The 26,696-nt window shown below is 63.8% G+C and carries 22 protein-coding genes and 2 pseudogenes; 12 read left to right on the top strand and 12 right to left on the bottom strand.

Going from position 1 to position 26,696, the window contains the following annotated elements; all coding sequences use genetic code 11:
- Window positions 1-171: 171 nt before the first annotated feature.
- A complete protein-coding gene (locus GYB81_RS17455; protein ID WP_161867122.1) occupies window positions 172-1,035 on the top strand; it encodes a helix-turn-helix transcriptional regulator in 864 nt (287 codons plus the stop codon).
- Here GYB81_RS17455 and GYB81_RS17450 read toward each other — a convergent pair.
- Complete coding sequence (locus GYB81_RS17450) at window positions 1,023-1,943, bottom strand: LysR family transcriptional regulator (protein WP_161867123.1); 921 nt, start codon at window positions 1,941-1,943, stop codon at window positions 1,023-1,025. The two genes, GYB81_RS17455 and GYB81_RS17450, sit on opposite strands and share 13 nt — an antisense overlap.
- A 99-nt stretch (window positions 1,944-2,042) precedes the next feature.
- Here GYB81_RS17450 and GYB81_RS17445 point away from each other — a divergent pair, with 99 nt between their 5' ends.
- Window positions 2,043-2,873: an SDR family oxidoreductase gene (locus GYB81_RS17445; protein WP_161867124.1), complete on the top strand. Its 831-nt coding sequence runs from the start codon at window positions 2,043-2,045 to the stop codon at window positions 2,871-2,873.
- Window positions 2,874-2,932: 59 nt separating this feature from the next.
- Here the strand turns inward: GYB81_RS17445 and GYB81_RS17440 are convergent, their stop codons facing one another.
- Complete coding sequence (locus GYB81_RS17440) at window positions 2,933-3,970, bottom strand: hypothetical protein (RefSeq protein WP_233787611.1); 1,038 nt, start codon at window positions 3,968-3,970, stop codon at window positions 2,933-2,935.
- Window positions 3,971-4,038: 68 nt separating this feature from the next.
- Complete coding sequence (locus tag GYB81_RS17435; RefSeq protein WP_161867125.1) at window positions 4,039-5,244, bottom strand: NAD(P)/FAD-dependent oxidoreductase; 1,206 nt, start codon at window positions 5,242-5,244, stop codon at window positions 4,039-4,041.
- A 123-nt stretch (window positions 5,245-5,367) separates the two neighbouring features.
- Here GYB81_RS17435 and pdxR point away from each other — a divergent pair, with 123 nt between their 5' ends.
- On the top strand, window positions 5,368-6,867 hold the full coding sequence (pdxR, locus tag GYB81_RS17430) for a MocR-like pyridoxine biosynthesis transcription factor PdxR (RefSeq protein WP_161867126.1): 1,500 nt from the start codon (window positions 5,368-5,370) through the stop codon (window positions 6,865-6,867).
- Window positions 6,868-6,901: 34 nt separating this feature from the next.
- Here the strand turns inward: pdxR and GYB81_RS17425 are convergent, their stop codons facing one another.
- The 4 genes from GYB81_RS17425 to imuA all read right to left on the bottom strand — a co-directional run bounded on the left by GYB81_RS17425 (window position 6,902) and on the right by imuA (window position 14,264).
- On the bottom strand, window positions 6,902-8,155 hold the full coding sequence (locus GYB81_RS17425; protein ID WP_161867127.1) for an OprD family porin: 1,254 nt from the start codon (window positions 8,153-8,155) through the stop codon (window positions 6,902-6,904).
- Window positions 8,156-9,164: 1,009 nt separating this feature from the next.
- Window positions 9,165-12,233 carry an error-prone DNA polymerase gene (locus tag GYB81_RS17420; RefSeq protein ID WP_161867128.1) on the bottom strand — a complete coding sequence of 1,023 codons (3,069 nt, stop codon included), beginning with the start codon at window positions 12,231-12,233 and terminating at the stop codon, window positions 9,165-9,167.
- A complete protein-coding gene (locus GYB81_RS17415) occupies window positions 12,230-13,639 on the bottom strand; it encodes a Y-family DNA polymerase (RefSeq protein WP_161867129.1) in 1,410 nt (469 codons plus the stop codon). The genes GYB81_RS17420 and GYB81_RS17415 overlap by 4 nt, the downstream gene beginning before the upstream one ends.
- A 7-nt stretch (window positions 13,640-13,646) precedes the next feature.
- Complete coding sequence (imuA, locus tag GYB81_RS17410; RefSeq protein WP_161867130.1) at window positions 13,647-14,264, bottom strand: translesion DNA synthesis-associated protein ImuA; 618 nt, start codon at window positions 14,262-14,264, stop codon at window positions 13,647-13,649.
- Window positions 14,265-14,450: 186 nt separating this feature from the next.
- Between imuA and GYB81_RS17405 the strand changes: the two genes are divergently transcribed.
- Both GYB81_RS17405 and GYB81_RS17400 read left to right on the top strand, forming a co-directional pair.
- A complete protein-coding gene (locus tag GYB81_RS17405) occupies window positions 14,451-14,777 on the top strand; it encodes a hypothetical protein (RefSeq protein ID WP_161867131.1) in 327 nt (108 codons plus the stop codon).
- Window positions 14,774-15,193 (top strand): DUF1810 domain-containing protein, encoded by a 420-nt coding sequence (locus GYB81_RS17400; protein WP_161867132.1) that lies wholly within the window; start codon window positions 14,774-14,776, stop codon window positions 15,191-15,193. Before GYB81_RS17405 ends, GYB81_RS17400 begins: the two co-directional genes overlap by 4 nt.
- 3 nt (window positions 15,194-15,196) lie before the next feature.
- On the opposite strand, the gene pdeM is transcribed toward GYB81_RS17400, so the two are convergent.
- Genes pdeM through GYB81_RS17380 form a run of 4 tightly spaced genes read right to left on the bottom strand, consistent with a single transcriptional unit; the run spans window position 15,197 to window position 21,165 of the window.
- The gene (gene pdeM / locus GYB81_RS17395) at window positions 15,197-15,877 is read right to left on the bottom strand and encodes a ligase-associated DNA damage response endonuclease PdeM (RefSeq protein WP_161867133.1); all 681 of its coding nucleotides are present in this window, start codon (window positions 15,875-15,877) and stop codon (window positions 15,197-15,199) included.
- A gap of 13 nt (window positions 15,878-15,890) precedes the next feature.
- Entirely contained in the window at window positions 15,891-18,503 is a 2,613-nt protein-coding gene (locus GYB81_RS17390; protein WP_161897911.1) for a ligase-associated DNA damage response DEXH box helicase, read from the bottom strand.
- A complete protein-coding gene (locus GYB81_RS17385) occupies window positions 18,503-20,161 on the bottom strand; it encodes an ATP-dependent DNA ligase (RefSeq protein WP_161867135.1) in 1,659 nt (552 codons plus the stop codon). The genes GYB81_RS17390 and GYB81_RS17385 overlap by 1 nt, the downstream gene beginning before the upstream one ends.
- Window positions 20,158-21,165 (bottom strand): ligase-associated DNA damage response exonuclease, encoded by a 1,008-nt coding sequence (locus tag GYB81_RS17380; RefSeq protein WP_161867136.1) that lies wholly within the window; start codon window positions 21,163-21,165, stop codon window positions 20,158-20,160. Before GYB81_RS17380 ends, GYB81_RS17385 begins: the two co-directional genes overlap by 4 nt.
- Window positions 21,166-21,368: 203 nt before the next feature.
- On the opposite strand from GYB81_RS17380, the gene GYB81_RS17375 reads away from it, so the two are divergent.
- Window positions 21,369-22,271: a LysR family transcriptional regulator gene (locus GYB81_RS17375; protein ID WP_161867137.1), complete on the top strand. Its 903-nt coding sequence runs from the start codon at window positions 21,369-21,371 to the stop codon at window positions 22,269-22,271.
- Here the strand turns inward: GYB81_RS17375 and GYB81_RS17370 are convergent.
- On the bottom strand, window positions 22,268-22,792 hold the full coding sequence (locus GYB81_RS17370; RefSeq protein ID WP_233787610.1) for a DinB family protein: 525 nt from the start codon (window positions 22,790-22,792) through the stop codon (window positions 22,268-22,270). The genes GYB81_RS17375 and GYB81_RS17370 overlap by 4 nt on opposite strands.
- A gap of 330 nt (window positions 22,793-23,122) precedes the next feature.
- Between GYB81_RS17370 and GYB81_RS17365 the strand changes: the two genes are divergently transcribed.
- The 6 genes and pseudogenes from GYB81_RS17365 to GYB81_RS17345 all read left to right on the top strand — a co-directional run.
- A complete protein-coding gene (locus GYB81_RS17365; protein WP_233787618.1) occupies window positions 23,123-24,142 on the top strand; it encodes a GlxA family transcriptional regulator in 1,020 nt (339 codons plus the stop codon).
- 141 nt (window positions 24,143-24,283) lie between these two features.
- Window positions 24,284-24,478 (top strand): annotated as a pseudogene (locus GYB81_RS24490) (hypothetical protein); the annotation flags it as partial.
- 8 nt (window positions 24,479-24,486) lie between these two features.
- Window positions 24,487-24,796 (top strand): annotated as a pseudogene (locus tag GYB81_RS25025) (LysR family transcriptional regulator); the annotation flags it as partial.
- 305 nt (window positions 24,797-25,101) lie between these two features.
- The gene (locus GYB81_RS17355; protein ID WP_161867138.1) at window positions 25,102-25,788 is read left to right on the top strand and encodes a hydrolase; all 687 of its coding nucleotides are present in this window, start codon (window positions 25,102-25,104) and stop codon (window positions 25,786-25,788) included.
- Between the two features lie 97 nt (window positions 25,789-25,885).
- Complete coding sequence (locus GYB81_RS17350) at window positions 25,886-26,464, top strand: putative antibiotic biosynthesis monooxygenase (protein ID WP_233787608.1); 579 nt, start codon at window positions 25,886-25,888, stop codon at window positions 26,462-26,464.
- The coding region (locus GYB81_RS17345; RefSeq protein ID WP_161897910.1) for a twin-arginine translocation signal domain-containing protein at window positions 26,461-26,696 on the top strand (236 nt) is incomplete at its 3' end. The genes GYB81_RS17350 and GYB81_RS17345, both read left to right, overlap by 4 nt.

Genomic DNA, 26,696 nt, shown 5'->3' with positions numbered 1-26,696 from the left:
AACTCGGTGAAATGGACCTGGGATATGGATAGCGGAGAATTTTCATTTTCCTGAAAGTCTTTGGGAATTTTTATCCCCTGAACTGTCTCTATCAATCGACGACAGTTCACCCTTAGTGGGCTGCAACTGGATCGACTTTCCCAAAGAATCTTATTTGGTCGTTCCCGAAATATGGATGTTCTCTCCGAGTTCTTCGAGCGCACTAGCCTGCAAGGGCGCCTGTTATTCGCAGGCCCGGTAGACGGTACCCTGGTGCTGGACAAGCCTCCTGGCATGGCCTTCATTCACGTGGTCGAGCGCGGCGCACTGGATATGGTGCATTCCGAAAAGCCTCGCGTCGCGATCGATCGGCCCAGCGTTTTGTTCTGTCCCAGCTGTTGCTGCTACAAACTGCGTGCCCATGAGCCGGGTGGCGTGGACCTGATCTGCTCGTCTTTCCAGTTCGGGCGCTACGGTCAACAGCCTTTCGAACTGGGGCTGGAGGAAACGCTGGTGTTTCCACTGAGTGCCCTGGAGCAGCTCGGGCCGGTGATCGGCTCGCTTGTCAACGAGTTCCGCACACCTGCGCCCGGTCGCAGCAAGGCGCTCAATCTGCTGTTCGAATACGTGTTCGTGCTGTTGGTCCGCCGTGCGGTGAAGGAAGGGCGCATCACCAGGGGGCTGCTCTATGCCCTGCAGGACAGCAAGCTGGGCCCGGCGCTGATCTGCATTCATCAGGAACCACAGCTGGCCTGGAGCGTCGAGCGTCTGGCCGAGCTGGCGAAGATGTCGCGTACCCAGTTCGCCGCGCTGTTTCATGAAATCATGGGAATGACCCCCATGGCCTATGTCACGGCCTGGCGCATCAAGGTTGCACAGGACCTGCTGCGCGAGGGCAAGCCGATCAAGGTAATCGCCGACGCCGTCGGTTACGCCTCGCAGGCGTCGTTCTCACGCACCTTCGCCCAGCAGGTAGGTCAGCCGCCAGGAGAGTGGTTGCGCAGTGAGGGTGAGGACGTACCGGCGAGATTGCAGGTGCAGATCTACCGCGACTGAGGGGACCCGCTTGCGTTGGTGCCGAGCGTCTTGGCCAGCTCGACGAATGCCCTCAGACCTGCCGAAGGATGACGATTGGCCGGATAGAACAAGGCCAGAGCGGAGTGCGTCGGTGTCCACGACTCGAGCAGCTGGACCAATTCTCCGCTGGCCAGGTAGCGAGATGCGGCGAATTCGCTGAGCATGGCGATGCCTGCGCCAGTCAGTGCGGCTTGCAGAATCAGCTGATGGCTGCCTAGCGTCAACTGCCCTGTGACATCTATGCTCGACTGTTGCTCGGCGTTGGCAAACTCCCATCTGTGTATCGCGCCGCTTGGGAAACGCCGGCGAATGCAGTTGTGTCTCGACAGGTCTTGCGGTGTTTCCGGTCGGCCGTGTTGGTTCAGATAGCTCGGTGCGGCGACGGTCACCAGTTTCAATGGCGCGGTCAAGGGCACAGCGACCATATCCTGTGGCACATTCTCAAGCAGGCGAATGCCTGCATCACATCCCTGGGCGACTATGTCGACCAGGGCATCGTCGGTAACCAGCTCCAGCTGCATGTCTGGATAGCGTCGGGTGTAAGCGAGTATCAGAGGTGCCAGCACTATCTGGGCGGCACCTTCAGACGTATTGATGCGCAGGGTGCCCATGGGGGTTTGTCGGAAATGGTTGGCTTGCTCCATCGCCGCCGAGATTTCCTCGAGCGCGGGTCCGATACGTACCAGAAACTGCTCACCCGCTTCGGACAGGGCCACGCTGCGGGTAGTGCGGTGCAGCAGTTTGACTCCCATGCGCCGCTCAAGGGCTGCAACGGCGTGGCTGATGGCAGAGGGCGAGACCTGCAGCTCCACGGCTGCGCGGCGGAAGTTGCTGTGCCGGGCTACGGCGACGAAGGCATTGAGTTCGAGCAAGGCCGGGCGATTCATTGTTCGGTATCACTCATCAACACATGCAAGAAGGGGCTGATTATCGTCAGCCATATGTGCCGTTACCCTGCTGCTGAATCCATGTAGGAGTAGGCACACATGAAAAAGACGGTACTGATTACTGGCGCATCCAGTGGTTTCGGACTGTGCAGCGCTCGGCGCTTCTCCGAGGCTGGCTGGAATGTTGTGGCGACCATGCGTGATGTAAGCGCGGGCAGGGCGCTGGCCACGCTGAACGACGTGCTGGTTACCAGGCTCGATGTTCAGGACCAAACCAGCATTCAAACGGCGATCGATGCAGCAATCGAACGCTTCGGCGCGATCGACACGCTCGTCAACAATGCCGGGTTCAGCCTCTACGGCGTGTTCGAATCGCTGTCGCGTGAGAAAATTCGCGAGCAGTTCGACGTCAATGTTTTCGGCGTCATGGACGTGACCAGGGCCGTACTGCCGCATTTTCGCCAGCGGCAGAGCGGCACGCTGATCAATATCAGCTCCGGCGCCGGCGTGTTCGGCCTGCCGATGATCAGCGCGTACAACGCCAGCAAGTTCGCCTTGGAAGGGTTCTCCGAATCCCTCGCTTTCGAACTCGCCAGCCAGAACATACGGGTCAAACTGATCGAGCCGGGCGGGGTGCTTGATACCCGTTTCTCGCAGCGTGTCGCCGCCGAGGCCAGCCTCACCGAGACGCCTGAGGACTACGCTGCTTTCGTTGCCGGCGCCGAGCGGGTCTTCGCTTCCATTCGGGCGACGCGAAACGCTACATCCGAGCAGGTCGCCGAGGTCATTTTGCAGGCCGCCAGCGATGGCAGCGACCGGCTGCGTTATGTGGCTACCGAAGACATCGAGCCTCTGGTTAGAGCACGTCGGCAAACCTCGGAAGAAGACTTCATGGCGTTGATGCGCTCGAGCTTCATGCCGCAGCTCTGATATCCCCGATGGCCGCCCGGACTGAGGCGGGCGGCCAAACGGATGGGCGGGTACGCCGCTCAAGCCAGTCGCAGCCCGGTCATGCCCAGAATGATCGCCAGCGACACCAGTGCCGACACGCCTGCGATGCCCCACCAAGCCGTGTTGGCGCTCTTGTTAGAGGCGCCGTGAGCGAGCATCACGATGCGCAGCCCAGATCCCAGGTGGGCAAGGACGAAGAACACGCCAAGTGCGTAGTGCGGTAGCAGGCGAATGCTCCAGGGGTCCATGATCAGGCCGGTTGGCGCGCCGGTGGCGAATGCCCAGTCCGTTTCGATCCCCGCCCACAGCCGTGCAAAGACAAAGACCGCATTCAGGTGACCCAGGATGAACACCGCGAGAAATACGCCGGACGCGAGCTGGAACAGACGATAGAGGTCGCCGGGAGTCGCGCTCCATTGCCAGACCAGGCGCAGCCCGGTGACGACCTGAAACAGCAAAGCCACGACCAGCAGCGGCTCCACCAGTGCAGAGCGGTAGAAGGTACGCCCCCAGTCCATGACCTCGGCATGCCGCTCCGCGCCGAGCAGGCCGAACAGGTGATTGAACAAGTGAAAGGCCACGAACACAGTCACCAGCAGGCCCGACACACCATGGGCTACCCGCAACGCCGGGGTACTGCGGTTTACCGTCCGCGGGGCTGCCCCGGCGGTAGGGCTCAACGCCGCCAGCAAAGCCAAGGCCAGCCAGGCGGGAGTCCATACCCAGCCATCGCTGACAGGGCTGCCCAGCATGTACATGTTCACGCCAACGAAGCAGTACAGGGTAGGTGCGGCCACGAGCAGCAGGCCAAGACGCCGGGCGCGAGTGTCGAGGGTGCCATGTCCGCTTGCGTGGCAAGCGAAGAACAGGCCGAGTGCAGGGACGAAGAAAATGATCAGCAGCACTAGCGCGGGCGCCAGGCCAATGGTGCCAGTGCGAGTCACCAGCAGATGAAAGCCATCGAGCAGGTAGGGGTAGAAGGCGGCAATCGTGGGAGCTAGCCACAGTGGCCAGCGACTGGCGTTGGGCAATGGCCAGGCATCCGGCATGTTGCTTGGCGTGTAGGAATGGGTCATGAGAGGCTCCGAATAGTGTCGGTGAACCGGCCCTGAGGCGAGGTCGCCCAGGGCCGGCATGGTGAGGTTCAGGCGACTACCGGAATCAGCGGGTCGGCCGCAGCCAGGGCGATGTCGCGATTGGCCTCTGGCGGGTAGATCCACTGGGTGTTGATCTGCGTTTTTAGCTCTTTGCCTTCCTTGCCGGTCAGCACCACCTTGCGCTCCCAACCCTCGGTGAACACCGCGCCCCAGGCGCCCAGATCGAGGCAGGTGACGTACTTGGGCTGGCTGTAGGGAATCGGCTCCACGCCCAGCAGATCGGCGACTGCGTTGTTGCCGGAGGAGCGGCCGAGCGCGATGGCGTGCTGACAGGTCATCAGCGCATGGTTGCCCAGGTCGTCCACTGCCGCGTAAGCCGTATCGCCCGTGGCGAAGATGGCGTCCTGGCCCAGTACCTTGAGGTTGCGGTCGACATGCAGGCGACCAAAGGCATCGCGCTCGCCGTCGATCTGCTGCGTCAGGGGCGAGGCTTTCACGCCGACGGCCCAGATCACGGTGTTGGCCTCGATACGTTCGCCGTTGTCGAGCTGCACGCCCTGTTCATCGACCCTCGAGACCGGGCTGCCAAGTTTCCAGGTCACCCCCAGCGTATCGCTGGCCTCGGCGATCACTGTGGCGATCTGCCCGCCCATGGCGCTGCCGACCTGTTGGCCCATGTCGACGACGATGACGCGGATATCGGCCTCGTCACCGAGGATGGCACGCAGGCGCGCCGGCATCTCGGTGGCTGTCTCGATGCCGGTGAAACCACCGCCCACCACCACCACGGTATTGCGCGCCTGACTGCTTGGCCGCTGACGCAGGCCTTGCAGATGCGCTTCGAGCTTTTGCGCTGATTCCAGGCTGTCGACGTCGAAGGCAAAACGGTCGATTCCGGCCAGCGGCGGGCGGGCAACCTGGCTGCCAGAGGCCAGAATCAGCCGGTCATAAGCCAGCTTCGATTGCTCGCCGGAGGCGCTGCGGTAGAACACCTGCCTGTTCTGCGCATCGATGCGCGAGGCGCTGCCCTGCACGAACTGTACGCCGACTGCATCGAACAGCGGGCCGAGCGGAGCGACGGTGGCCGCCAGGTCGGCTTCATAGAAGCGCGGACGTACGCGCAGTTCGGCTTGAGGCGCGAGCAGGGTTACTGCGATGTCGAGGCGCTTGTGCTGGTCCAGCAGGCGAATGGCGCTCAGCGCACTCCACATGCCGCCGAAGCCTGCGCCGATGATCAGGATTTGCTGTTTCATGTCGTGGTGTCCGTAGTGGGGAGAGGGGGCTGTTGGCTGACTACGGAGCGGATTGTGCTGCTGGCTTGGATCAAGGTATTGATCCATTATTGATGCAAATAAATGGTCCACTTTGGAGCTGACATGCCACTCGAGAAAGCCGCACCACAAGTGGTGTTTCTGCCGCTGGGAGCACCGGAAGTCGGGGTCAGCCTGCAGAGCTGGTTGTATGAATCATTGCGCGGGGCCATTTTGGGAGGGCGCCTGCCGGCTGGCAGCAAACTGCCCAGCACCCGCGCCATGGCCGAGCACTACGGCCTTGCGCGCGGAACGGTGCAGACGGCTTACCAGCAACTGCTTTCCGAAGGTTATCTGCAAGCGCGGACCGGCAGCGGCACGCGTGTCAGCGAGGTGCTACCGGATCCGACGATGAATGCCGGGTACGTACGGCGTAAAGTGGTCGCCCGCAGTGAGGAAGTGCGCGTTGCCCCGCAAACGCCATGGCTGAACAAACTGGCTGAGATCGAGCCGATCTTTTCCCGTCGCACCTCGCCCTCCGGCCAGCGCCCGTTCTTTCCGCATCGCGGTGATATCAGCGCCTTTCCCATCGACCTCTGGCGCAAGCTGCATACGCAGCAGCTGCGCAGTTCGCGTCTGTCGATGTTGCTGGACGGTGACCCGGCAGGTCTGCCCGCGCTGCGCGAAGCCATCGCCGGCTACCTTGCCATCGCGCGTGGGGTGCAGGTGTCGCCGGAGCGTATCCTGGTGATTGGCAGCGTGCAGCAGGGCCTGGATATCTGCCTGCGATTGCTGGCACCTGGCGACTCGCAGGTGTGGATGGAGGATCCCGGCTACCCTGGTGCACGGCAACTGATGGAGATTTCCGGTGTGAACCGTGTGGATGTGCCGGTGGACCGCTCCGGCCTCAAGGTCGAGGAGGGCATGCGTTTGGCGCCGGGCGCTCGACTGGCTTATGTCACGCCGTCGCGTCAGGCGCCGCTCGGTGGCGAGCTCTCTCCAGCACGGCGTCTGGCCTTGCTGCGCTGGGCAACGGAACAGGACAGTTATATTTTCGAGGACGACTACGACAGCGAATACCGCTTTATCGCCAAGCCCATACCGGCATTGCGTTCGATGCCTGGCGCCGAGCACTCGGTCATCCTCGCCGGAACCTTCAGTAAACTGCTGTTTCCTTCGATTCGCCTGGCCTATCTGGTAGTACCCGAGCACTTGACCGAGCGTTTCACCCGCGCTGCAGCGCTGATGTCGCGGCATGCCAACAGTCTGGCTCAGGCCGTGCTGGCCGACTTCATCCATGAAGGGCATTTCGACCGCCATGTGCGGCGCATGCGCAAGATCTACGCAGCGCGTGCCGTTGCCTTCGCCGAAGCGGCGCACAGGCATTGGCGGGGGCTGATCGAGGTGCCGGAGATTCGCGCAGGTATGGATATCGCCTGTCGCTTGCAGGTCGAGAACGAGCAGGACGCCTTCACCCGTTTGCAGGCAGCCGGCATCGATGTGCTGCCGCTGGCGAGTTACTGCGTCAATCCGCGAGCGCCAGGTCTGGTGATGGGCTTCGCACCCTACGAGGAGCGGGCAATCGAAGAAGCGGCCCAGGCTGTCGCTCGGGCCTTGCGCAACTGAGAGAACTGCCCCGGCCAGGCCGGGGCAGCGACCATCAGAGGATGCTCAGCGGGTATTCGACGAATGCCCGAATCTCGTTGAGATCCGGCCCTACGTCGGTGCTGGAGCGGTAGATGGAGTTGCGCAGGCGCAGGTGTAGGTCCTTGGCAGCGCCACTCTGGATGGTGTAACCGATCTGGTTGAAGATCTCGCGCTCGGTACCGTTGTTGTCGCTGCCGGTATCGATGTTGTCGCCGCGTACGTAGGCGAACTTGTAACGAAGGCCCGGCACGCCGTACTCGGCGAAATCCAGCTCGTAGCTGGCCTGCCAGGAGCGCTCGTCCTTCAGGTTGAAGTCCGAGTAGTAGGAGTTGGCCAGGTAGATGCTGGCGCCACCATCACCGTAGTCATAGGCGAAGCCGGCATCGCCGGTGTTGCGCTGGTGGGCGACGATGAACGCGTGGGCGCCGATGCTGTACTTGGCGGCCAGACTCCAGATGGTGTTGCGATCACCCTGGCCATCGCCACCGAGATCCAGGGCAGCCACCGAGCCGGTGTCGTACTTGGTGCGGTAGAGGTTGAAGTCGAAGTTCAGCGCCTGGTCGGCAGCCAGTGCCAGGTTGTAATTGACGTTGGCGTAGTAGCGCTTGTACATGTCCTCGAGATCGGCGTGATAGACCGCCAGGCTCAGGTCATCGCTGACGGCGTAGCTGCCGCCGAGCACGTCGATGCTCTTGAGACGGTTGGGGTCGCGAGCCGGGTCGCCCATCGGGCTGTCGGCGGTGAAGCGACCGGCATTCAGTTCCAGCCCCTCGATCTCGTTGCTGGTCACCAGCGTACCGGTGAACGACTGCGGCAGCAGGCGGCTGTCGTCATGGGCCAGGACGGGCAGGGAAGGGAACTGGTTGCCGTACTTGATCACGGTGTTGGAAACGCGCAGCTTCACCGCGCCCCCAGCCTGGGACAGGTCGTCCACCGGGCGACCTTCGCTGTCGGTGTCGAAGAACGCGCGATAGTTGCGGCCACGGCCGCTGTCGAGCTTGATCCCGAGCAGGCCGAAGGCATCGACACCGAACCCGACGGTACCCTGGGTAAAGCCGGATTCGAAGGTGGCGATGAAGCCCTGACCCCAGCTTTTGGCGTCGTTGGTGTTGTCCTTGTAATCGCGGTTGAAGTAGGCGTTGCGCAGCAACAGATCGAGGTTGGCGTCCTCGATGAATCCCTTGGCTTCGGACTGGCTGCTGGCATGCGCCAACTGCCCGCCCAGCGCGAGGCTGCAAGCCAGCGCGAGACAGTGCTTCTTGTACATGGATGCTCCCGGTGTTGGTGTGCTGTTCTAAACGCGCCTCACAGCGAGGTAAGGCCCGGCCCAGAGGGCGCGCTTAGAGTTATCACCCCGCCGGCCGAGGCACTAGTCAAGCTGATCGATGATCACTATCAACGACTTCGATGCACCGTTGCGCTCGATCGACGATAGGCTTGGCCCCGATGAAGATTCCTCGGGCAGCGGTTGTTGCATCACTCCCGGACGCCGTCGCCCTGGCTCCACTTCATCTCCTTTGGTTAAGACGACTTGTGGCCGCCTGGTGATCCAGTGCGGCCTTTTTTTGGTTCTTCGCATATTTTGGGGAAAGTGCGGGTTGACACGGGACTGGCAAGTTTGTGTTAGCTGTCGATGACTTGGCACTCTCCGTTAGCGTGTCGTCTGATCTGATGGGTTTCGCCCCTTATGGGCGAGTCACTTGATTCGCTGCGCTCACCCTTCGGGCCAGCCTGCGGCTGTTACTTCGCTGCGCTTCGTAGCTCTTGCTTGCCCAAGAGAAAGTAACCAAAGAGAAGGGCACCCCACCATTCGGCCCCGCCTGCGCCGGGGTTCCCTCGCTCCATCACCGCTCCAGGGGCACGACCGGATGCGGCCCACCGACGAAGGGCCATCCCTGGCCCATCACGGCTCTCGCGACATCCATGTCGCTCAACCCCTTCCACGGCGATTCCACTCGGCCTCCTGAAGGGGACTTTGGGCGTCGTCTGTGAGATCCCGTTTCAAGAGCAAAAGCCAAACGCTGCTGAGTTTAATTACGTGGATATTACGCAAGCTCGCGGCCTGGTCCCCTTTTTCAGGAGGTCGAGTGGAGGTGTTGCCTAGGGGGATAAGCGGCATGGATACGGCTAAAGGCTTAGAGGGCCAGGGATGGCACATGTAAGCCGCCCCCGGAGCGGGGAAACGCAGCGAAGCGAAGTAACAGCCGCAGGCTGGCCCGCAGGGTGAGCAAAGCGAATCAAGTTTCGTGTAGCGAAACCCGGATCAGGCGAGAGGCTCAATGAAAGTCGCGGCTGCGTATGTCCAGCCCGGTCAGCATCGCCGTCAGGTCGGTCAGGCGCCCGGCGATCACATGGCGCACGCCATCCTGGGTTTCCAGATGGCCGTCGATGCGCAGCATCTGCGACTGCACCAGGACTCGCCGCTGGCGCTCGGCCAGATCATGCCAGACGACCACATTGACCATGCCGAACTCATCTTCGAGCGTGACGAAGATGACGCCGCTGGCGGTTTGCGGCCTTTGCCTGCCGATCACCAGGCCGGCAACGCTGACAGGTCGGCCATGCTCGACTACCTGCAATTCACGTGAGCTTCGGCAGCGCCGCGCCCGTAGCGCCTGGCGCAGCAGAGCCAGTGGATGCGGGCCGAGGGTGGTGCCGAGCGTCGCATAGTCGGTCAGCAGATCTTCCCCCGGCGATGGGGCAGGCAGGCCCGGAGCGGCTTCATTCGGCGCAGATACGCCGGCGAACAGTGGTAATTGTTCCTCGACGCCAGCCACCGCCCAGCGCGCCTGATAGCGGTGGCCAACTAGGCCGCCGAGTGCGCCGGCATCGGCCAGTCGCTCGCGCGCCGAAGCATCCAGGCGTGCACGCACGCTGAGGTCCTCGACATCACGGAATGCACCTGACTGGCGCGCCTGTTCGATACGGCGTGCGTCGTCTTCGCGCATGCCACGAATCATCCTCAGGCCCAGGCGGATGGCCGGCTCGCCATGTTCATCGGGCTCCAGACTGCAATCCCAGTCGCTGTAGCGTACGTCCACGGGACGCAACTCGACGTCATGCCGCCGCGCGTCCTGCAGCACCTGATCAGGGCTGTAGAAACCCATCGGCCAGCTGTTGACCAGGGCGCAGGCATAGGCCGCGGGCTCATGGCACTTCAACCAGCAACTGGCGTAGGCGAGCAGGGCGAAGCTGGCTGCATGCGACTCGGGGAAGCCGTAGCTGCCGAAGCCCTCGATCTGGCGAAAGATCCGTTCGGTAAATGCCTGCGAGTAGCCTTTTTCCAGCATGCGCGAGGTGAGCCGCTGACGATGCGGTTCGAGGCCGCCATGGCGTTTCCAGGCGGCCATGCTGCGGCGCAGCTCATCCGCTTCGCCTGGGGTGTAGTCGGCAGCGACGATGGCCAATTCCATCACTTGCTCCTGAAACAGCGGCACGCCGAGGGTGCGCTCGAAGACCGGCTTGAGTTCATCGGAGGGGTAATCGATGGCTTCCTCTTCGTTCCGCCGACGCAGGTAGGGATGCACCATGTCGCCCTGGATCGGCCCAGGACGGACGATGGCCACCTGGATCACCAGGTCGTAAAAGGTTTTCGGGCGCAGGCGCGGCAGCATCGCCATCTGCGCGCGAGACTCGATCTGGAACGCGCCGATGGTATCTGCGCGGCTGATCATGGCGTAGGTGGCCGGGTCTTCCTTGGGCAGGGTCGCCAGCGTCCACTGCGTGCCGCGGTAGCGCTCGATCAGGCCGAAACAGCGGCGCAGTGCGCTAAGCATGCCCAGGGCCAGCACGTCGACCTTGAGCAGGCCGACCCTGTCGAGATCGTCCTTGTCCCACTGGATCACGGTGCGCTCAGCCATGGTCGCGTTCTCCACCGGCACCAGGGTGTCGAGCGCGTGCTCGGAAATGACGAAACCGCCTGGATGCTGCGACAGGTGCCGGGGGAAGCCGATCAGCTCGCCGGTCAGGATCAGCACGCGCCTGAGCAGCAGATTCTGCGGATCGAAACCCGCTTCCTGCAGGCGTTCCGGTGTTGGTGGGCCGCTACTCCAGCGCCCACAGCAATCAGCCAGCGCATTGACCTGATCCGGCGGCAAACCCAGGGCCTTGGCGACATCGCGTATCGCCCCGGCACCGTGGTAGGTGTTGACCACGGCCGTGAGCGCCGCACGTGTTCGCCCGTAGCGGCGAAATACGTACTGAATGACCTCTTCACGGCGCTCATGCTCGAAATCGACGTCGATATCCGGTGGCTCGTTGCGCTCGCGGGAGAGAAAACGCTCGAACAACAGCCGGCTCTCGGTGGGGTCCAGCTCGGTGATGCCGAGCGCGAAGCAGACGCTCGAGTTGGCCGCCGAACCCCGGCCCTGGCAGAGGATGTGCTGCTCGCGGGCGAAGCGGACGATGTCATGCACGGTCAGAAAGTAGCTCTCGTATTTCAGCTCGGCGATCAGCGCCAGTTCATGCTCGATCTGTGTGCGGGCGGCGGCCGGCACATTCTTGCCCCAGCGTTCGGCAGCGCCACGCTCCACCAGAACGCGCAGCCAGGAGGTGGGGTCATGACCTGCCGGCACCAGCTCATGCGGGTAGTGATAATCCAGCTCGTCGAGATCGAAGTGGCAGCGTTCGGCGATGCACAGCGTCTGCATGAGCAGCTCGGGCGGATACAGCTCGCCCAGCTCCTCAAGTCGGCGCAGATGCCGTTCGCCATTGGCGAACAGATGGGCGCCGGCCTCGGCCACGGGAAGATGATGACGGATGGCAGTCATGCAATCCTGCAGGGCGCGGCGGCCACGGGCATGCATGTGTACATCGCCACAGGCCACCGCCGGCAAGTCATGGACGGCGGCCATTTCGAGCAGGCGCTGCAGACGCGCGCTATCCTCCGCACCGCGATGCAGCTCGACACCCAGCCACAGCCGCTCGGGGAAAACCGAGCGAAGCCAGGGCAGGGCGGTGACCTCGCCTTCGCTGAGCCATATGGCCAAAAGACCATCGAGCGGTACCACGAAATCCTCGTGCAACAGCCGATAGGTGCCCTTTGCCGCCCTGCGTCGCGCCCGGGTGATCAGGCCGCATAACGCCTGGTAGCCCGCCAGGTTCTCGACCAGCAGCACCAGTTTCGGGCCGTTCTCGATGCGCACCTCGCTGCCCACGATCAGCTTTACTCCGGTTTTTTTCGAGGCCTCCCACGCGCGCACGATGCCAGCCAGGGTGCATTCATCGGTAATCGCCAGGGCGTGGTAACCCAGCCGAGCCGCACGCTCGAACAACTCCTGGGCGCTGGATGCGCCGCGCTGGAAAGTGAAATTCGACAGGCAATGGAGCTCGGCGTAATCGCTCATGCGAACCACCCGTGCAGCAGCAATGGGCCCTCACTGCCGACCGGGCGATACGCCCAGCCGCGCTGGCCGGCACGGGTCTGCACCACGTAATAGTCGCGGCGTACATCCTCGCCATCCCACCAGCCGGACTCGATGCGTTCGGGGCCTGCGAGAATGCGTAGCGAGGCCTCGTGCAGCGGCTGCGGTTCTTTCAGCAGCCAGCCGGGCCGAGGGCCGCTGGGTGGCAGCACGGAGCTGGTCGATTCGTTCATCCAGGCACACTCGGGGCGGTGATCGGCTCTGGCACCGAGGCCATGCAGGGCGTCATCACCGAGGCGCGCACGCAATCGCTCGCGTAGTTGCTCCCAGGGCTGGTTCTGTTGTGGTCGCTCGTCGAACAACTGCTGATGCTGCGGCGCGAAGGCCGGTAGTTCCCGCGCCACCAAGCGCACGGCCAGCACCGGTGCCGGTAGCTGCTGATGCTCCAGGCGTCCGCGTGTCAGCTCGAACAGCATGCCGGGATCACGCTCTGCGCTGAGCAGGCCCACCTGTATCTGCGTATCGGCACCCACGCGGTGTTCCAGGTGCAGGGCGAAACGCTGCACACCACTGTCACGCCCGGCCAGGTAGGCGGCCAGATCGGCCGTCAGCCGACGCAGCGGGAACAGCAGCGCCTGATGGGATTCGACCTCGAAATTCAGCTCGATACGAGCATCGAACACGTCCGCGGGCGTATAGAAATCCAGCGCCAGTGGGCGCTGGCCCAGCAGGGTATCGAGATGGCGCAGCACATCGGCAGGAAACCGCCTGGCCAGGCTGTCACGCGGCAGAGCCAATAACTGGCGCAGCTGCCTGAGGCCCATGCGGTTGCAGGCTGTGGTTACCGTAGCGTCAAGCCCGAGCCGATCCACGGGCAAGGGATCGAGCATCTGCCTGAGCGTCTGCCCATCGCCTGCCATCAGGCCATCACCGATATTGACCAGCACCCGCGCAGCGGCCGGGTTCGGCGCGACGGCAATGCGGTGCTGGAAGGCCAGCGCCGACAGCTCGGCGCGCAGACGTGCTTCGAAGCGCGGCCAGGGGCCAAACAGCCCCAGGCTCGATTGCACTTCCAGCAGCAGGCAGCGCGGGTAATGCAGGCTGACCTGGGCGCTGAAACCATAGGCCCAGGCGGCCAGAAACTGCTGCCAGCGCTCGATGGCCACGAGGTCGTATTCTGCGCTGGCAAAGCCGCGCGTCAGTGCATGCGCCGCCGTCAGCGACTGGCCGGGTTTCAGCCCCAGGGCCCGGGCTGCCGGGTTGACGGCCTGCACGATGCGCCGTTGTGGCGAGCCAGTGAGCAGCGCCAACGGCTCGTCGGGATTGGCGCGCTGACGCTGCACGCCGTCCATGGCCAGTTGCGGCAGCAGGATGCAAGCCCAGAGCATGGCAGGCTCAATGCCAGGTAAAGGCGAGCGGCCGCGCAGGCGGCAACCCGCCGCGGCACTTGATTACCCGTACTTGTGCCGGCTGGCTTTCGAGCACCAGGCGCAGCGCCGCCGGTGACGGGTTGGCAGCCTCTGCCTGCGGTCGATAGGCGAATGCCAGGGTTTGCCCGGTCGCGGCGGCCACCTGCAGGCGCCTCAGCGCACGATCATCGGCCTGGCGCAACCAGCTCAGCACCGCGCCACAACTGCCCGAGCGCAGGCATTGCTCGGCCGCCCACAAGGCGTCGCGGCCGTCGGCCTGGATGATGCTCAGCTGGCGCAGATCGATACCGGCCTGAATCCAGGCCTGCGGGTAGGGCAGGTGCGGCGGTGCGACCAGCACGACCCGCTCGCTGGCGGCCGTCAGCCGGGCAAGGGTTGGCCACAGCAGGCTCAGTTCGCCGATGCCAGGCATGGCGGTGAGAATTTCACTGAGCGCAGCCGTAGGCCAGCCGCCGCCGGGCAGTGCGGCGTCGAGAAAGCGATGTCCGGTTGAGAAACTGTTGCTCGATGGCGATGAAACGGCCTGGCCTCGCCATACACGGCGGGCGTCGATCAGCCGGTCGAGCGCGACCACGGATGACATGGGTAATGACCAAAATACTGTATATGAATACAGTATTGTGTCAGCCGTCGTAGAGGTCAAGGGTCTGAGCAGGGCAGTCCGTCGCCGTTCATGGCCGAGCGCGATGCGATAAGCGGTCGTCCAATATGACAGAACATCGGAGGGGCGCACCTGTCAGCTGATAGGTCACCTTCAGGAAGAATTGCCATGAACGAACACAACGATAACGACCTCCACGACTGGCAGCGCTATGTGTCGCTCGGCAGCGGTCTGGCGCTGCTAGGCGCCGGTTTGCGGCGCGGCGGCTTGCTGGGCGTAGCCGGTGCCGCGCTGGGCGGATGGTTGCTGTCCCGCGGCCTTGGCGGGCATCACCCGCTCAAGCGCGCGGCTCTGGCCGACCCACTCGCGCCAGGTGCCGAAAAGGCCCGCTACGCGCACATGCCGCTGGATTCCGAGGTGCACAGCCCGGACTTCGCCACGCAGAGCGCGCTGCCCGATACCACGCCGATGGGGCACGAACGGTCGGCGCGATGAGCGATCCGTTCGATCTGGCGCGTTTCGTCGAGGCGCAGCAACGCGATTATCAACAGGCCCTCGACGAGCTGCGTGCCGGCGCCAAGCGCAGTCACTGGATCTGGTACGTGTTCCCACAGTTGCGCGGCCTGGGCCGCAGTGAAATGGCCGAGCACTACGGCATCTCCGGCCTCGACGAGGCGCGGGCCTACCTGGCGCACCCGCTGCTGGGCCCGCGCCTGGAAGATTGTGCGCGGGCGCTGCTGTCTCATCGTGGGCGTCCGGTGCGGCAGATCATGGGCTCGCCGGACGACCTCAAGTTGCGTTCGAGCATGACCCTGTTCCAGGCGGCCGCACCCAAGCAGCCGCTGTTTGCCGAGGTGCTGCAGGCGTTCTACGACGGTGAGCAGGATGCTGCGACCTTGCGGCGTCTGTAAGCCTCAGGGCGCGCTGTGCTGGACGGGCCAGATACCACCGTCGCCGACCACCACGATGCGCTGATCGGGCTCTGCGCGGAAGGTCATGCTGCCGGTGAAGCTGCCGAAGGCGGGCAACAGGCTGACTTCGTTACCCAGGACGAAGCAGGGCAGGCGCAGACGCTGCCGCCCCTTGCCGTGCAGCAAGTAGGCCGGATGCAGGTGGCCGGCCAGCACATGGTGGCTGGCGTGCGCGCGAGGTTCGTGCTGCAGGGCGAAGGGGCCGAGCAACAGCGGTTCTTCCACCACCGCGATGCGCAAGTCTTCAGGCGGGTCGCCCGCACGTTTGTCGTGGTTACCGCGCACCAGGGTCATGGCCAGCGTGGCGTGACGCTCTCGCCACTCGGCCAGCGCCGCCAGGGTGGCCGGCGTGCGTGAGCCGGGGGCGTGGAGAAAATCGCCGAGAAAGATCAGCTGGCGACAATCGAAACGCTGCAACAGGGCGTCCAGCCGCTGCAGGTTGGCGGCGGTGGTGCCCTGTGGCACCGGCTGGCCCAGGGCGCGATAGGCGGCAGCCTTGCCGATGTGGATGTCGGCGATCAGCAGCGCCTGCTGCTGCGGCCACCAGATGGCCTTGTCCGCCAGGAGCCAGAGTTCGGCACCGGCCAGCGACAGGATCAGATGGCCGGGGTGGTGCTCGTTCATGAAACCTCTCTAGTCAGCGGCGTTTTTTCGGGCGCTGCGCCGGTGGCCGTGGCAGGCCGTCCTTGCCCTGACGCGGGGAGCGGCCCTTGCGCGGCGCCAGGCGCTCGTCGTCGATGGCGAATGCCGGGTCCTGATAACCACCCGGGCCGGCGGCCTGTTCCAGATCGGCCGCCATGCGCCGGATACGGTCAGCGAGTTTCTCCGAACTCAGGCTTTCGCGAAAGCGTTCCACCAGCAGGGGGAAGGCGAACGGCGTGGCGCGCTTGACCGTGCGGATATCCAGCCGGCGCGATTGTAGGCGCTGCAAGGTGTGTCGCAGGCGCTGCACGTCCAGCTCCTGGCGCAGCACTTCTTCCTGGGCCTGGCCGAGCAACAGGTTGCCCGGGTCGTATTGGCTGAACACATCGAAGAACAGTGCACTGGAGGCCTGTAGCTGGCGGGTGCTCTTCGGCGCGCCGGGGTAGCCGCTTAACACCAGGCCGGCGATGCGGGCGATCTCGCGAAAGCGCCGGCGCGCCAGTTCGCCGGCGTTGAGGCTGGCGAGCACGTCGGAGAGCAAGTCGTCCGTGCTGAATAGCGCGGGCGTGAGCCGTGCGGCGAAATCCACCTCGCTGGGGCACAGCAGCTCCAGGCCATAGTCGTTGACCGCAATGGAAACACTCAGCGGCTGTTCGCGGGCCAGGCGCCAGGCCAGCAGGCTGGCCAGCCCCAGATGCACCGAACGACCGGCGAAGGGGTAGAGGAACAGATGCCAGCCTTCGCGGGACTTGAGCACCTCAGCCAGCAGGGTGGCGGCGCCGGGCAGGGCGGACCAGGCCTGCTGCACGTCGAGCAATGGGCGCAGCAGCTGCATCTCCGGGCCGACGTATTCTTCCTGGGCAGCGGCGTCGAGCTTGGCCAGCACGGCGTCCGCCAGTTCGCTGGAGAGCGGCATGCGTCCGCCGTTCCAGCGCGGGATCGCGGCCTTGCGGCTGGTGGCGCGGCGCACGTAGACGGTCATGTTTTCCACCCGCACCAGCTCCAGCGGGCGACCAGCGAAGAGGAAGGTATCGCCGGGGCGCAGACGGGCGATGAAACCTTCCTCGACGCTGCCCAGAGAACCTCCGCCGCCGCCCTTGCTCCAGTATTTCACCGCCAGGCTGGCGTCGCTGACGATGGTGCCGATGCTCATCCGATGACGCCGCGCCAGGCGCGCATCGGGCACCTGCCACAGGCCGCTGGCGTCCGGCTCGGCGCGGCGGTAATCGGGGTAGGCGGTCAGCGAATGGCCGCCGTGGCGGATGAAGGCCAATGCCCACTGCCACTCGTCATCGCTGAGGCTGCGGTAGGCCCAGGCGCTGCGCACCTCGGCCAGCATGGCATCGGCGTGGAAACCGCCGCCCAGGGCCATGCTCACCAGGTGCTGGACCAGCACGTCGAGCGGTTTGTCCGGCGATAGCCGCGCCTCGACCTTGCGCTCGGCCACGGCGCTTTGCGCGGCGGCCGCTTCCAGCACTTCCAGGCTATGGGTGGGCACCAGCGTGGCGCGGGACGGGCGCCCCGGGGCATGGCCGGAGCGGCCGGCGCGCTGCATGAGACGGGCCACGCCCTTGGGCGAGCCGATCTGCAGCACCCGTTCCACCGGCAGGAAATCCACCCCGAGGTCCAGGCTCGAGGTGCAGACCACCGCTTTCAGTCGGCCTTCCTTGAGCGCCAGTTCGACCCAGTCGCGCACCTCCTGCGACAGCGAGCCGTGGTGCAGGGCGAGCAGGCCGGCCCAGTCCGGACGCGCCTCGAGCAGGGCCTGGTACCAGCTTTCCGCCTGCGAGCGGGTGTTGGTGAACACCAGTGCGGTGCTGCTGGCCTCCAGCTCCTCGACCACCTGCGGCAGCATGCGCAGTCCCAGGTGCCCGGCCCAGGGAAAGCGCTCCAGGCCGGCCGGCAGCAGGCTGTCGATGCGCAGATCCTTGGCCAGCTTGCCCTGCACCAGGCGCCCGGCGGGCATCAGCACCTCGCGGGCATGTTCGAGATTGCCGAGGGTGGCGGACAGCGCCCATACCAGCAGCGACGGATGCCACAGGCGCAGGCGTGCGAGGGCCAGTTGCAGTTGCACGCCGCGCTTGTTGCCGAGCAGCTCGTGCCACTCGTCGATCACCACCATGCGCAGGTGGGCGAAGGCCTCGCGGGCATCGGCGCGGGTTAGCAGCAGGGTCAGGCTTTCCGGCGTGGTGATCAGCGTACTCGGCAGCTTGCGGCTCTGCCGGGCGCGTTCGGCACTACTGGTATCGCCCGTGCGCAGGCCGACGTCCCAGGGAATCTGCAGGTCATCCAGCGGCGCCTGCAGGGCGCGCGCGGTGTCGGCGGCGAGCGCGCGCATCGGGGTGATCCACAGCACCGTCAGCGGCGCCATGACCGGTTTTTTACGCGGGCGAGGGCTGGTGGTCTCGGCAGGAGAGGGCGTGGCGAAACGCTCCAGGGCCGCGAACCACAGGGCGTAGGTCTTGCCGGCTCCGGTGGAGGCGTGCAACAGGCCGGACTCGCCTGCCTTGACCGCCTGCCAGACCTCCCTCTGAAAGGCGAAGGGCTTCCAGCCGCGCTGGGCGAACCAGGCGCCGGACAGGCTGCGGCGGCTAACGGGTTGATCCATCAGAGCAGCCCTTGCAGCGTGGCCAGGGTGTCGGCGTCCTCCACCCGCTTGTCGGTACGCCAGCGCAGCATGCGCGGAAAGCGTACGGCGACGCCGCTCTTGTGCCGCTTGGACAGGGCGATGCCCTCGAAACCCAGCTCGAACACCAGGGTCGGAGTGACGCTGCGCACCGGGCCGAATTTCTCCACGGTGGTCTTGCGGATGATTGCATCGACCTTGCGCATCTCGTCGTCGGTGAGGCCCGAGTAGGCCTTGGCGAAGGGCACCAGCACGCGCTCGCCAGGCGTGGAGTCGTCCCACACGGCGAAGGTGTAGTCGCTGTACAGACTGGCCCGGCGACCGTGGCCGCGCTGGGCATAGATCAGCACCGCGTCGACGCTGAACGGGTCGATCTTCCACTTCCACCACAGGCCCAGATCGCGGGTGCGGCCGACCCCGTACAGGGAGTCGCGGCGCTTGAGCATCATGCCTTCTACGCCCAGCTCACGGGAGGCTTCGCGCTGGCGGGCAAAGTCCTGCCAGTCGCGGCCGGTGAGTTGCGGCGAGAGCTGCAGACGGGCATCGCCGACCTCCGCCACCAGCAGTTCCAGGCGGGCGCGGCGCTCGTCCTGGGGGCGCGAGCGCCAGTCTTCGCCACGCCATTCCAGCAGGTCGTAGGCCAGCAGCGCGGCGGGTACCTCTTCCAGCAGTTTCTTGCTCAGGGTCTTGCGGCCGATGCGCTGTTGCAGCAGGGCGAAGGGCTGAATGCCGAACACCGCGCCGCTGCCTGGGGTGGGCTCCTTCCAGGCCACCAGCTCGCCATCGAGCACGCTACCGTCCGGCAGCGCCTCTGCCAGTTCGCGCAGCTCCGGGAAACGCTCGGTGATCAGCTCCTCGCCGCGGGACCACAACCACAGGCGACCGTCGCGCTTGACCAGCTGCGCGCGAATGCCGTCCCACTTCCATTCCACCAGCCAGTCGCTGGCCGGCCCCAGCTGAGCGTCGAACTGCTCCAAAGGCTGCTGCAGCGGATGGGCGAGGAAGAAGGGGTAGGGCTGACCGCCGCGCTGGGCGTGTTCGTCCTCCGACTCGGCGGCGATCAGTGCCAGGTAGCGCTGCGCGGTCGGCCGATGCGACAGATCGGTGTACCCCACCAGCCGCTGCGCCACACGCTTGGCGTCGATCTGCGCCAGGCCGGCCAGGGCACGGGTCACCAGCAGCTTGGAGACGCCGACGCGAAAGGCGCCGGTGAGCAGCTTGAGGCTGACCATCAGGCTTTGTCGATCCAGCTGCGCCCATAAAGGTGGCAGGCGCTCGGCCAGCTCCGCGGGCGGCAGGCCGCGCAGGGGCAGCAGTTGTTCTTCCAGCCACCAGGCCAGCCCCTGTTCGGAGGCGTGCTGCGATTCGGGCAGGAGCAGGGCGATGGTTTCCGCCAGATCGCCGACGGCCTGGTAGCTCTCCTCGAACAGCCAGTCGGACAGGCCGGCAAGCCGGGTGGCCAGCTCGCGCAGCACCCGTGTCGGCACGACCTGACGTGGCCGGCCGCCGGCCAGAAAGTACACCGCCCAGGCCGCATCCGCTGGCGGCGCTTCGGCGAAATACTCCTGCATCGCCTGCAGCTTGGCGTTGCTCGAGGTGGTGGCGTCCAGCCGCGCGTAGAGTTCGGCGAAGGCTTTCATGGGCTCGGCTCCACGTCGTCTTCATCGCCGTATTCGGTCTGGAAGGCGCGGGCATCGAGGCCTTGCTCGCGCAGATGACGCACCAGCACGTTGACCTGGCCGTGGGTGACCATCACCCGTTCGGCGCCGGTCTGCTCGATGGCCCACAGCAGGCCGGGCCAGTCGGCGTGGTCGGAGAGGGCGAAGCCGCGGTCCACGCCACGCCGCCGGCGTGTGCCGCGCAGCAGCATCCAGCCGCTGGCGAAGGCGTCGCTGTAGTCGCCGAAACGGCGCATCCAGGTGCTGCCGCCGGCCGAGGGCGGCGCGAGGATCAGCGCCTGGCGCAGCAGCGGGTCGTTCCTGGCGATATCACCGGCGTAACGGGTAGGCGGCAGATGTACGCCCCCGGCTCGATACACCTCGTTCAGCGGCTCGACGGCGCCGTGCACCAGAATCGGCCCGATGCTGGCGTCGATGCCGTGGAGAATGCGCTGGGCCTTGCCGAAGGCGTAGGCGAACAGCACGCTGGCCTTGCCGGCGGCGGCATTGGCGCGCCACCAGGCGTCGATAGCGGCGAAGATCTCGGCCTGGGATGGCCAGCGGTAGATCGGCAGGCCGAAGGTGGATTCGCTGATGAATGTATGGCAACGCACCGGCTCGAAGGGGGCGCAGGTGCCGTCCGGCTCGACCTTGTAATCCCCCGAGGCGACCCAGACTTCGCCCTGGTATTCCAGACGCACCTGCGCCGAACCGAGCACGTGCCCGGCGGGATGAAAACTCAGGGTTACGCCGTGGTGCTCGAGGCGTTCGCCGTAGGCCAGGGTCTGCAGACGGATATCGTCGCCCAGGCGCGAGCGCAGAATGCCTTCGCCGGGCGCCGCCGCCAGATAATGACCATTGCCGCGGCGGGCGTGATCGCCATGGGCATGGGTGATGATCGAGCGTTCCACCGGTCGCCACGGATCGATGTAGAAATCACCGGGTGGACAGTAAAGACCTTCGGGACGGGCAACGACCAGATCCATGAAATCCCCTTGGCGCATTGATAGAGCTTAGAGCGACAGGCAGGAGATTAGGTTCGGATTTCAGGCGGGGCCAGCGCCGAAGCTACTCTGAGGCATACGGCCCCTTAACGACGCTCAGTTGCAACACGCCACAGGCAAAACGAAGTACCTGCAGACAGGGGGTGCTTTAATGCTTGTCAGATTGCACTCCACGAGGTCTGTTCATGAATCGCAACGATCTGCGCCGTGTCGATTTGAACCTGCTGGTAATCTTCGAAACGCTGATGTTCGAGAAAAACCTGACTCGGGCAGCAGAGAAGCTGTTCCTGGGGCAGCCCGCCGTCAGCGCCGCTTTGGCGCGGTTACGCGATCTCTTCGACGACCCGCTGCTGGTGCGTAACGGGCGTGCTTTCGAGCCGACGGCACGCGCGCTGGCGATTCTCAGAGAGCTGCAGCCGGCAATGGACACCATCTCCAGCGCTGTCAGCCGAGCCCGCGAATTCAACCCGGCTACCAACAGGGACACGTTTCGCATCGGCCTGTCCGATGACGCAGAGTTCGGACTGTTCCCCGCGTTGCTCAATCAATTGCGCGAGGAAGCGCCAGAAGTGGTGATCGTCGTCCGGCGCGTCAACTTTCTGCTCATGTCACCCATGCTGGCCTCGGGAGAAATATCCGTAGGCGTCAGTTACACCGCTGAGCTGCCTGCCAATGCAAAACGTCGCAAGCTGCGCGAACTGAAGGTCAAGGTACTAAGAGGTGATAGCCGTCCCGGGCCTCTGACGCTCGACGATTATTGCGCACGGCCGCATGCGTTGGTGTCATTCTCGGGAGACCTCACCGGCAATATCGATAATGACCTGGCCAAGTTGGGACGCTCGCGTAGAGTCGTGCTGGCGGTACCGCAGTTCAGTGGGTTGCGCTCTATCCTGGCCGGCACGGAGTTGTTGGCATCAGTGCCCGATTACGCCGCTGCAGCCTTGATCGAAGGCACCCATCTACGTGCCGACGATCCGCCGTTTCCCATCGTGACATCGGATTTGGCCATGGTCTGGAGTGGGGTAACCGACAACGATCCCGCCGAGCGCTGGCTCAGGAGCAAGATAATCGAGCACATGAGCGCTTAGCAGTTGCTCAAAGAACCCTGCTGCGCTTCGGTCAGATAAACGCACAGGTCTGTCATTGGGGGCATAGCCGGGATCTCGAAGTACATTTGTACCAGCCAGCCTCTGTGGTAGGTCGCATGATTGACGAGATGCAAGATCATGGCTTCGGCGGACATGCTCCCGCGATTACCCGAGATGAAGGAGAAGTCGATGCTACGGGCCAACGTCGCCTCGGTTTGCCCGGCATACCAGTCAACGAGCCAGTTATCGATCTCCAGTTGCGCTTGACGCAATTCGGACAGCTCTGGATAGGGCATCGCCTGACGCGAGGTGAAACCGTGCTCCCGGCCTTCGAGGTGGGCTTGCCAGATTCGATCCACCACGTACATGTGGTTCAGGACGGCGATGATGGTCTTGATAGGACCTGCGTGTTCGCGAGTCAGTTCTTGAGTGGGAAGCTCAGCGACACTGTCGAGAAAAAGCTTGTCTGCCCAACGCTTGTATTCGATGAGCATGCTGCCCATGGCAGTACTGACCATCATAAGCCCTCCCGGAAAGTCAGGCGGTATCGTTCGTTTCGTGCAAGTCACAATGATATGGCCAAACAGTGTAGGCACATACTGGTTTACGTGCGGCCTGAGCGGCAGATATCGGGCCGTAACGCGGAACCAGTTGCGGTTTGCCGCGCGCAAGCTAATCGGGAAGAATCGATGCTCTGATGGTCGCCGTTGAGTAGGCAGAGGAGGGTGCTCTTGCGCGATGATGCATTGCAAAAAAGCGGCTTGAGCATACCGCTTCTGATAACAAGTCCAATAAAAACGTATTCGGATAAGGTCGTGACAGTGTTACCAAAACGCAGCTTCAGCGAAGCCATGCAGGGGAAGAACCTGCGTTTCGTCGATGACAAGAAACAGCCGGTCAAACAGGCGCGGGTGGGTTTTCTGTTGCTCGAGCATTTCTCCTTGCCGGCCTATACCCAGGCGCTCGATACCATGGTCACGGCCAACCTGATCAGCCCTGGCTGCTTCGTTACCGAGTCTTATAGTCTGACTGGCGAGTCGGTAACCAGCGACCTGGGGCTGGTGATCTGTCCTGGCGCGCAGATTCAGCTGTCGCACATGGCGCATATGGATCTGCTGGTGGTCTGTGGTGGCCTGCGTACGCCACTGAAAGCCTCGCCAGCACTGAGCGCCTTGCTGCACAGCGCGAACAAGCAGTCCGTAGAACTCGCAGGACTGTGGAATGGCGCCTGGTTTCTCGGCCAGGCCGGGCTGCTGGATGGTCACAAATGCGCAATCCATCCCGAGAATCGCGCCGTACTGGCTGAGGTCGCCAAAAACAGTGAGGTGACCAGCGAAAGCTATATGGTCGATGGCAATCGTTTGACGGCCGCCAGCCCCAGTGGTGCCTTTCATATGGTGATGGAATGGATTCGCAAGCGGCATGGCCGGGAACTGGCCGATGGCATTACCGACATCCTGGCGTTCGAAGAGTCGCGCTACCGTCGCGCACGTCCGTCGCTGCACGACAAGATGAGCGAGCCGCTGCGCAATGTAGTGCAACTGATGTGCGCCAACATCGAAGAACCGCTGAGCCTTAGCCAGATCGCCCAGTATGTCGGGCGATCCAGGCGACAGATCGAGCGGTTGTTTCAGGATCAGATGACGACCACGCCAGTTCGTTACTACCTGGAGCTACGCCTGACTGAAGGGCGACGGCTGCTGCAGCATTCCGATTTGCCGATCCTCGATGTGTCCCTGGCTTGTGGATTCGTTTCATCGAGTCATTTCAGCAAATGCTACACGGAGTTCTACGGATATCCGCCGTCGAAGGAGATGCGCTTCGGCAACGTTCGTTCGGCGAAGGGGGACAAATCCGCGGGGCGGACATAGCGGCACCAGGTTCAAAGGTTCGCATAATGTATATTATGTTAAATAGCGTGCCGTCGCAGATGCCCCACCTTGATCGAGGTTCAGCGCTATTGTCCGTATAACTGATTCCTACTGACCCTGGCGGCCAGCCCCAGGCGGCGGAATTTGGCCATCGCCCTGATCGGTGCCGCAGCTGGCGGCTTTGTGCTGTTGTTACAGATGTGGACCCTGGCCGCCAGTGCCGGTGATGCCGCCGCGCTGGGTGGTGCCCCGCTGCAGATCGTTAACCAGCGTCGCCAGCCAACCTGGAATGGCGACGTGCAAGCCGCCCTCGGCAACTGGGCAACTGATGGATGAAAAAGGCCATGGAACTGCGCCACCTTCACCGTTTCATCTGCCTTCGCAGAAGGACCGCACTTTGCGCGAGTCGCCGCGGGCTTGCATATCGGCAGTCGCCCCGGTCCCGGATCATCAAGGAGCCTGGAGTAGCGCCTGGGCGTGCAGTTGTTCGAGCGAACCACGCGGCTGTCCTGGACTGGCAAGGTTCTCTTGCAGGAGGCACGCCTGACCACCCTGCTCGCTCAGTGTCGTGAGGAAGAACCAGAGGTCGAGATCTGCCTGTCAGAGATCACATTCAGCGAGCAGCTCAGAGGCCTGAACGATGACCTGTTCGACTTTCACAGGAAAGCACTGCACCGGGAGCTGGCCTTAATACCTCAAGCGACCGGATATAGCCGAAATGTCAGCATGACCTTGGCTTGTCCGATCTGTTTTTCAGCGACGTGGCAGAGTAATCGGCAGCGGGAATCTCACTGCGTGAGCGCGCCGGATTGATCACCGTAGCCTGATACCAAAGTAGCAAAGCAGTCCAATCGTCATCAGAAACGAGCTGAGATAGTGCTTCCGTATGCCCTTGGTGAAGAAAAAAATCAACTTGGCGAAGGGCAAAACGTTAATTGTCATACCAACAGGTAAGCGCTATGAGCACTCCAAAAACCGAACTCCTGACCCCGCACAATAGCCAGCTGATCTTCATCGACCAGCAGCCTCAAATGGCCTTCGGTGTGCAGAGCATCGACCGCCAGACCCTGAAGAACAACACCGTTGGCCTGGCCAAGGCGGCGAAGATCTTCAACGTGCCGACCATCATCACCACGGTCGAGACCGAGAGCTTCTCCGGCCACACCTACCCCGAGCTGCTCGCCGTGTTCCCCGATGCGCCGCTTCTGGAGCGCACCTCGATGAACTCCTGGGACGACCAGAAAGTGCGGGACGCGCTGAAGAAGAACGGCCGCAACAAGGTCATCGTCTCCGGCCTGTGGACCGAGGTGTGCAACACCACCTTCGCCCTGAACGCCATGCATGATGCCGGTTACGAGATCTACATGGTCGCCGACGCCTCCGGCGGCACCACCCAGGCGGCCCACGACTACGCCATGCAGCGCATGATCCAGGCCGGCGTGGTACCGGTGACCTGGCAGCAGGTGTTGCTGGAATGGCAGCGCGACTGGAAGAACCGCGACACCTACGACGCCGTCATGGCGCTGGTCAAAGAGCACTCCGGTGCCTACGGCATGGGCGTGGACTACGCCTATACCATGGTGCACAAGGCGCCGGAGCGGGTGCAGCACGGCCCGACCCTGGCCCCGGTGGCGGCGCCCATCTGAGCCCCTGACGCCGGTAACGCCCCCGACTCGACCAGTGGCGCGCATCGCTGCGCGTCGCTGGATCGATAAGACCAAGGCCATGCGCAGAGTCTCCAGCATGAGCGAGACGCAACAGGAAACCGTCACCCTTGTGGTGCGCCACCAGATTCGCCTCAGCCACTTGCCGCGTTACGAGGCCTGGCTACGGCGCATCATCACCACTGCCAGCCAATGCCCAGGCCACCTCGGCGTGGACGTGGTGCGCAGCCGTCAGGCCAGTCTTGCGCAGTTCACCTGCGTGCTGCGTTTCGCCGGTCTGCAGCAGTTGCAGAACTGGATCGACTCCGAACAAAGGCGACAGCTGATTGCCGAGGTTCAACCTCTGCTGCGCGCAGGCGACCAATTGGAGATCGCCCAGGGCAAGGAGTTCTGGTTTATGCCTGAAAGCGCGCAGACCTCGCCGCCCCGCTGGAAACAGGCCTGCGTCACCTTTCTGGTGATCCTACCGCTGAGCTTACTGGTACCGCTGCTCTGGCAGCCCTTCTTTCAACTTGTTCCCAGGCTTGGCGGGTACCTGCCGAGCAACGTTCTGATCACCCTGAGCATAGTCCTGCTCGTGGTGTACCTGTTCATGCCCATGACCACGCGGCTGTTTGCTGCCTGGCTTCGACCAACTACAAACGAGGACCAACCATGAGCCAGGAGCCCACCGACCCAAAACGTCGCCACTTTCTCGCCACCAGCAGCGTCCTCGGCGCTGCTGGCGCGCTGTGGTCCGCCCTGCCCTTCGCGGCCATGGCCGACAGTTCTTCCGCCAGCTCATCCGGAGGCTCCATGAGCGCCGATCTCATCCTGTTCAATGGCCGTCTGCATACGGTCGATCCTGAAAAGCCCAATGCCAGCGCGGTGGCCATCAAGGATGGCCGCTT

It is taken from the genome of Pseudomonas yangonensis, from assembly GCF_009932725.1.
GTDB lineage: Bacteria > Pseudomonadota > Gammaproteobacteria > Pseudomonadales > Pseudomonadaceae > Aquipseudomonas > Aquipseudomonas yangonensis.
Note: the sequence above shows the minus strand (reverse complement) of the source record. Positions and strands in the feature narration are given on the sequence as shown.

What these genes read in the sequence shown, in the direction of transcription:
- GYB81_RS17350 (WP_233787608.1), top strand. Translation starts at nt 25,886, where the DNA reads ATGAGCGAGACGCAACAGGAAACCGTCACCCTTGTGGTGCGCCACCAG.
- GYB81_RS17455 (WP_161867122.1), top strand. Translation starts at nt 172, where the DNA reads ATGGATGTTCTCTCCGAGTTCTTCGAGCGCACTAGCCTGCAAGGGCGC.
- GYB81_RS17355 (WP_161867138.1), top strand. Translation starts at nt 25,102, where the DNA reads ATGAGCACTCCAAAAACCGAACTCCTGACCCCGCACAATAGCCAGCTG.
- GYB81_RS17365 (WP_233787618.1), top strand. Translation starts at nt 23,123, where the DNA reads ATGCAGGGGAAGAACCTGCGTTTCGTCGATGACAAGAAACAGCCGGTC.
- GYB81_RS17435 (WP_161867125.1), bottom strand. Translation starts at nt 5,244, where the DNA reads ATGAAACAGCAAATCCTGATCATCGGCGCAGGCTTCGGCGGCATGTGG.
- GYB81_RS17420 (WP_161867128.1), bottom strand. Translation starts at nt 12,233, where the DNA reads ATGAGCGATTACGCCGAGCTCCATTGCCTGTCGAATTTCACTTTCCAG.
- imuA (WP_161867130.1), bottom strand. Translation starts at nt 14,264, where the DNA reads ATGTCATCCGTGGTCGCGCTCGACCGGCTGATCGACGCCCGCCGTGTA.
- GYB81_RS17415 (WP_161867129.1), bottom strand. Translation starts at nt 13,639, where the DNA reads ATGCTCTGGGCTTGCATCCTGCTGCCGCAACTGGCCATGGACGGCGTG.
- pdeM (WP_161867133.1), bottom strand. Translation starts at nt 15,877, where the DNA reads ATGAACGAGCACCACCCCGGCCATCTGATCCTGTCGCTGGCCGGTGCC.
- GYB81_RS17405 (WP_161867131.1), top strand. Translation starts at nt 14,451, where the DNA reads ATGAACGAACACAACGATAACGACCTCCACGACTGGCAGCGCTATGTG.
- GYB81_RS17450 (WP_161867123.1), bottom strand. Translation starts at nt 1,943, where the DNA reads ATGAATCGCCCGGCCTTGCTCGAACTCAATGCCTTCGTCGCCGTAGCC.
- GYB81_RS17380 (WP_161867136.1), bottom strand. Translation starts at nt 21,165, where the DNA reads ATGGATCTGGTCGTTGCCCGTCCCGAAGGTCTTTACTGTCCACCCGGT.
- GYB81_RS17390 (WP_161897911.1), bottom strand. Translation starts at nt 18,503, where the DNA reads ATGGATCAACCCGTTAGCCGCCGCAGCCTGTCCGGCGCCTGGTTCGCC.
- GYB81_RS17440 (WP_233787611.1), bottom strand. Translation starts at nt 3,970, where the DNA reads ATGACCCATTCCTACACGCCAAGCAACATGCCGGATGCCTGGCCATTG.
- GYB81_RS17425 (WP_161867127.1), bottom strand. Translation starts at nt 8,155, where the DNA reads ATGTACAAGAAGCACTGTCTCGCGCTGGCTTGCAGCCTCGCGCTGGGC.
- GYB81_RS17400 (WP_161867132.1), top strand. Translation starts at nt 14,774, where the DNA reads ATGAGCGATCCGTTCGATCTGGCGCGTTTCGTCGAGGCGCAGCAACGC.
- GYB81_RS17370 (WP_233787610.1), bottom strand. Translation starts at nt 22,792, where the DNA reads ATGATGGTCAGTACTGCCATGGGCAGCATGCTCATCGAATACAAGCGT.
- GYB81_RS17445 (WP_161867124.1), top strand. Translation starts at nt 2,043, where the DNA reads ATGAAAAAGACGGTACTGATTACTGGCGCATCCAGTGGTTTCGGACTG.
- GYB81_RS17375 (WP_161867137.1), top strand. Translation starts at nt 21,369, where the DNA reads ATGAATCGCAACGATCTGCGCCGTGTCGATTTGAACCTGCTGGTAATC.
- pdxR (WP_161867126.1), top strand. Translation starts at nt 5,368, where the DNA reads ATGCCACTCGAGAAAGCCGCACCACAAGTGGTGTTTCTGCCGCTGGGA.
- GYB81_RS17385 (WP_161867135.1), bottom strand. Translation starts at nt 20,161, where the DNA reads ATGAAAGCCTTCGCCGAACTCTACGCGCGGCTGGACGCCACCACCTCG.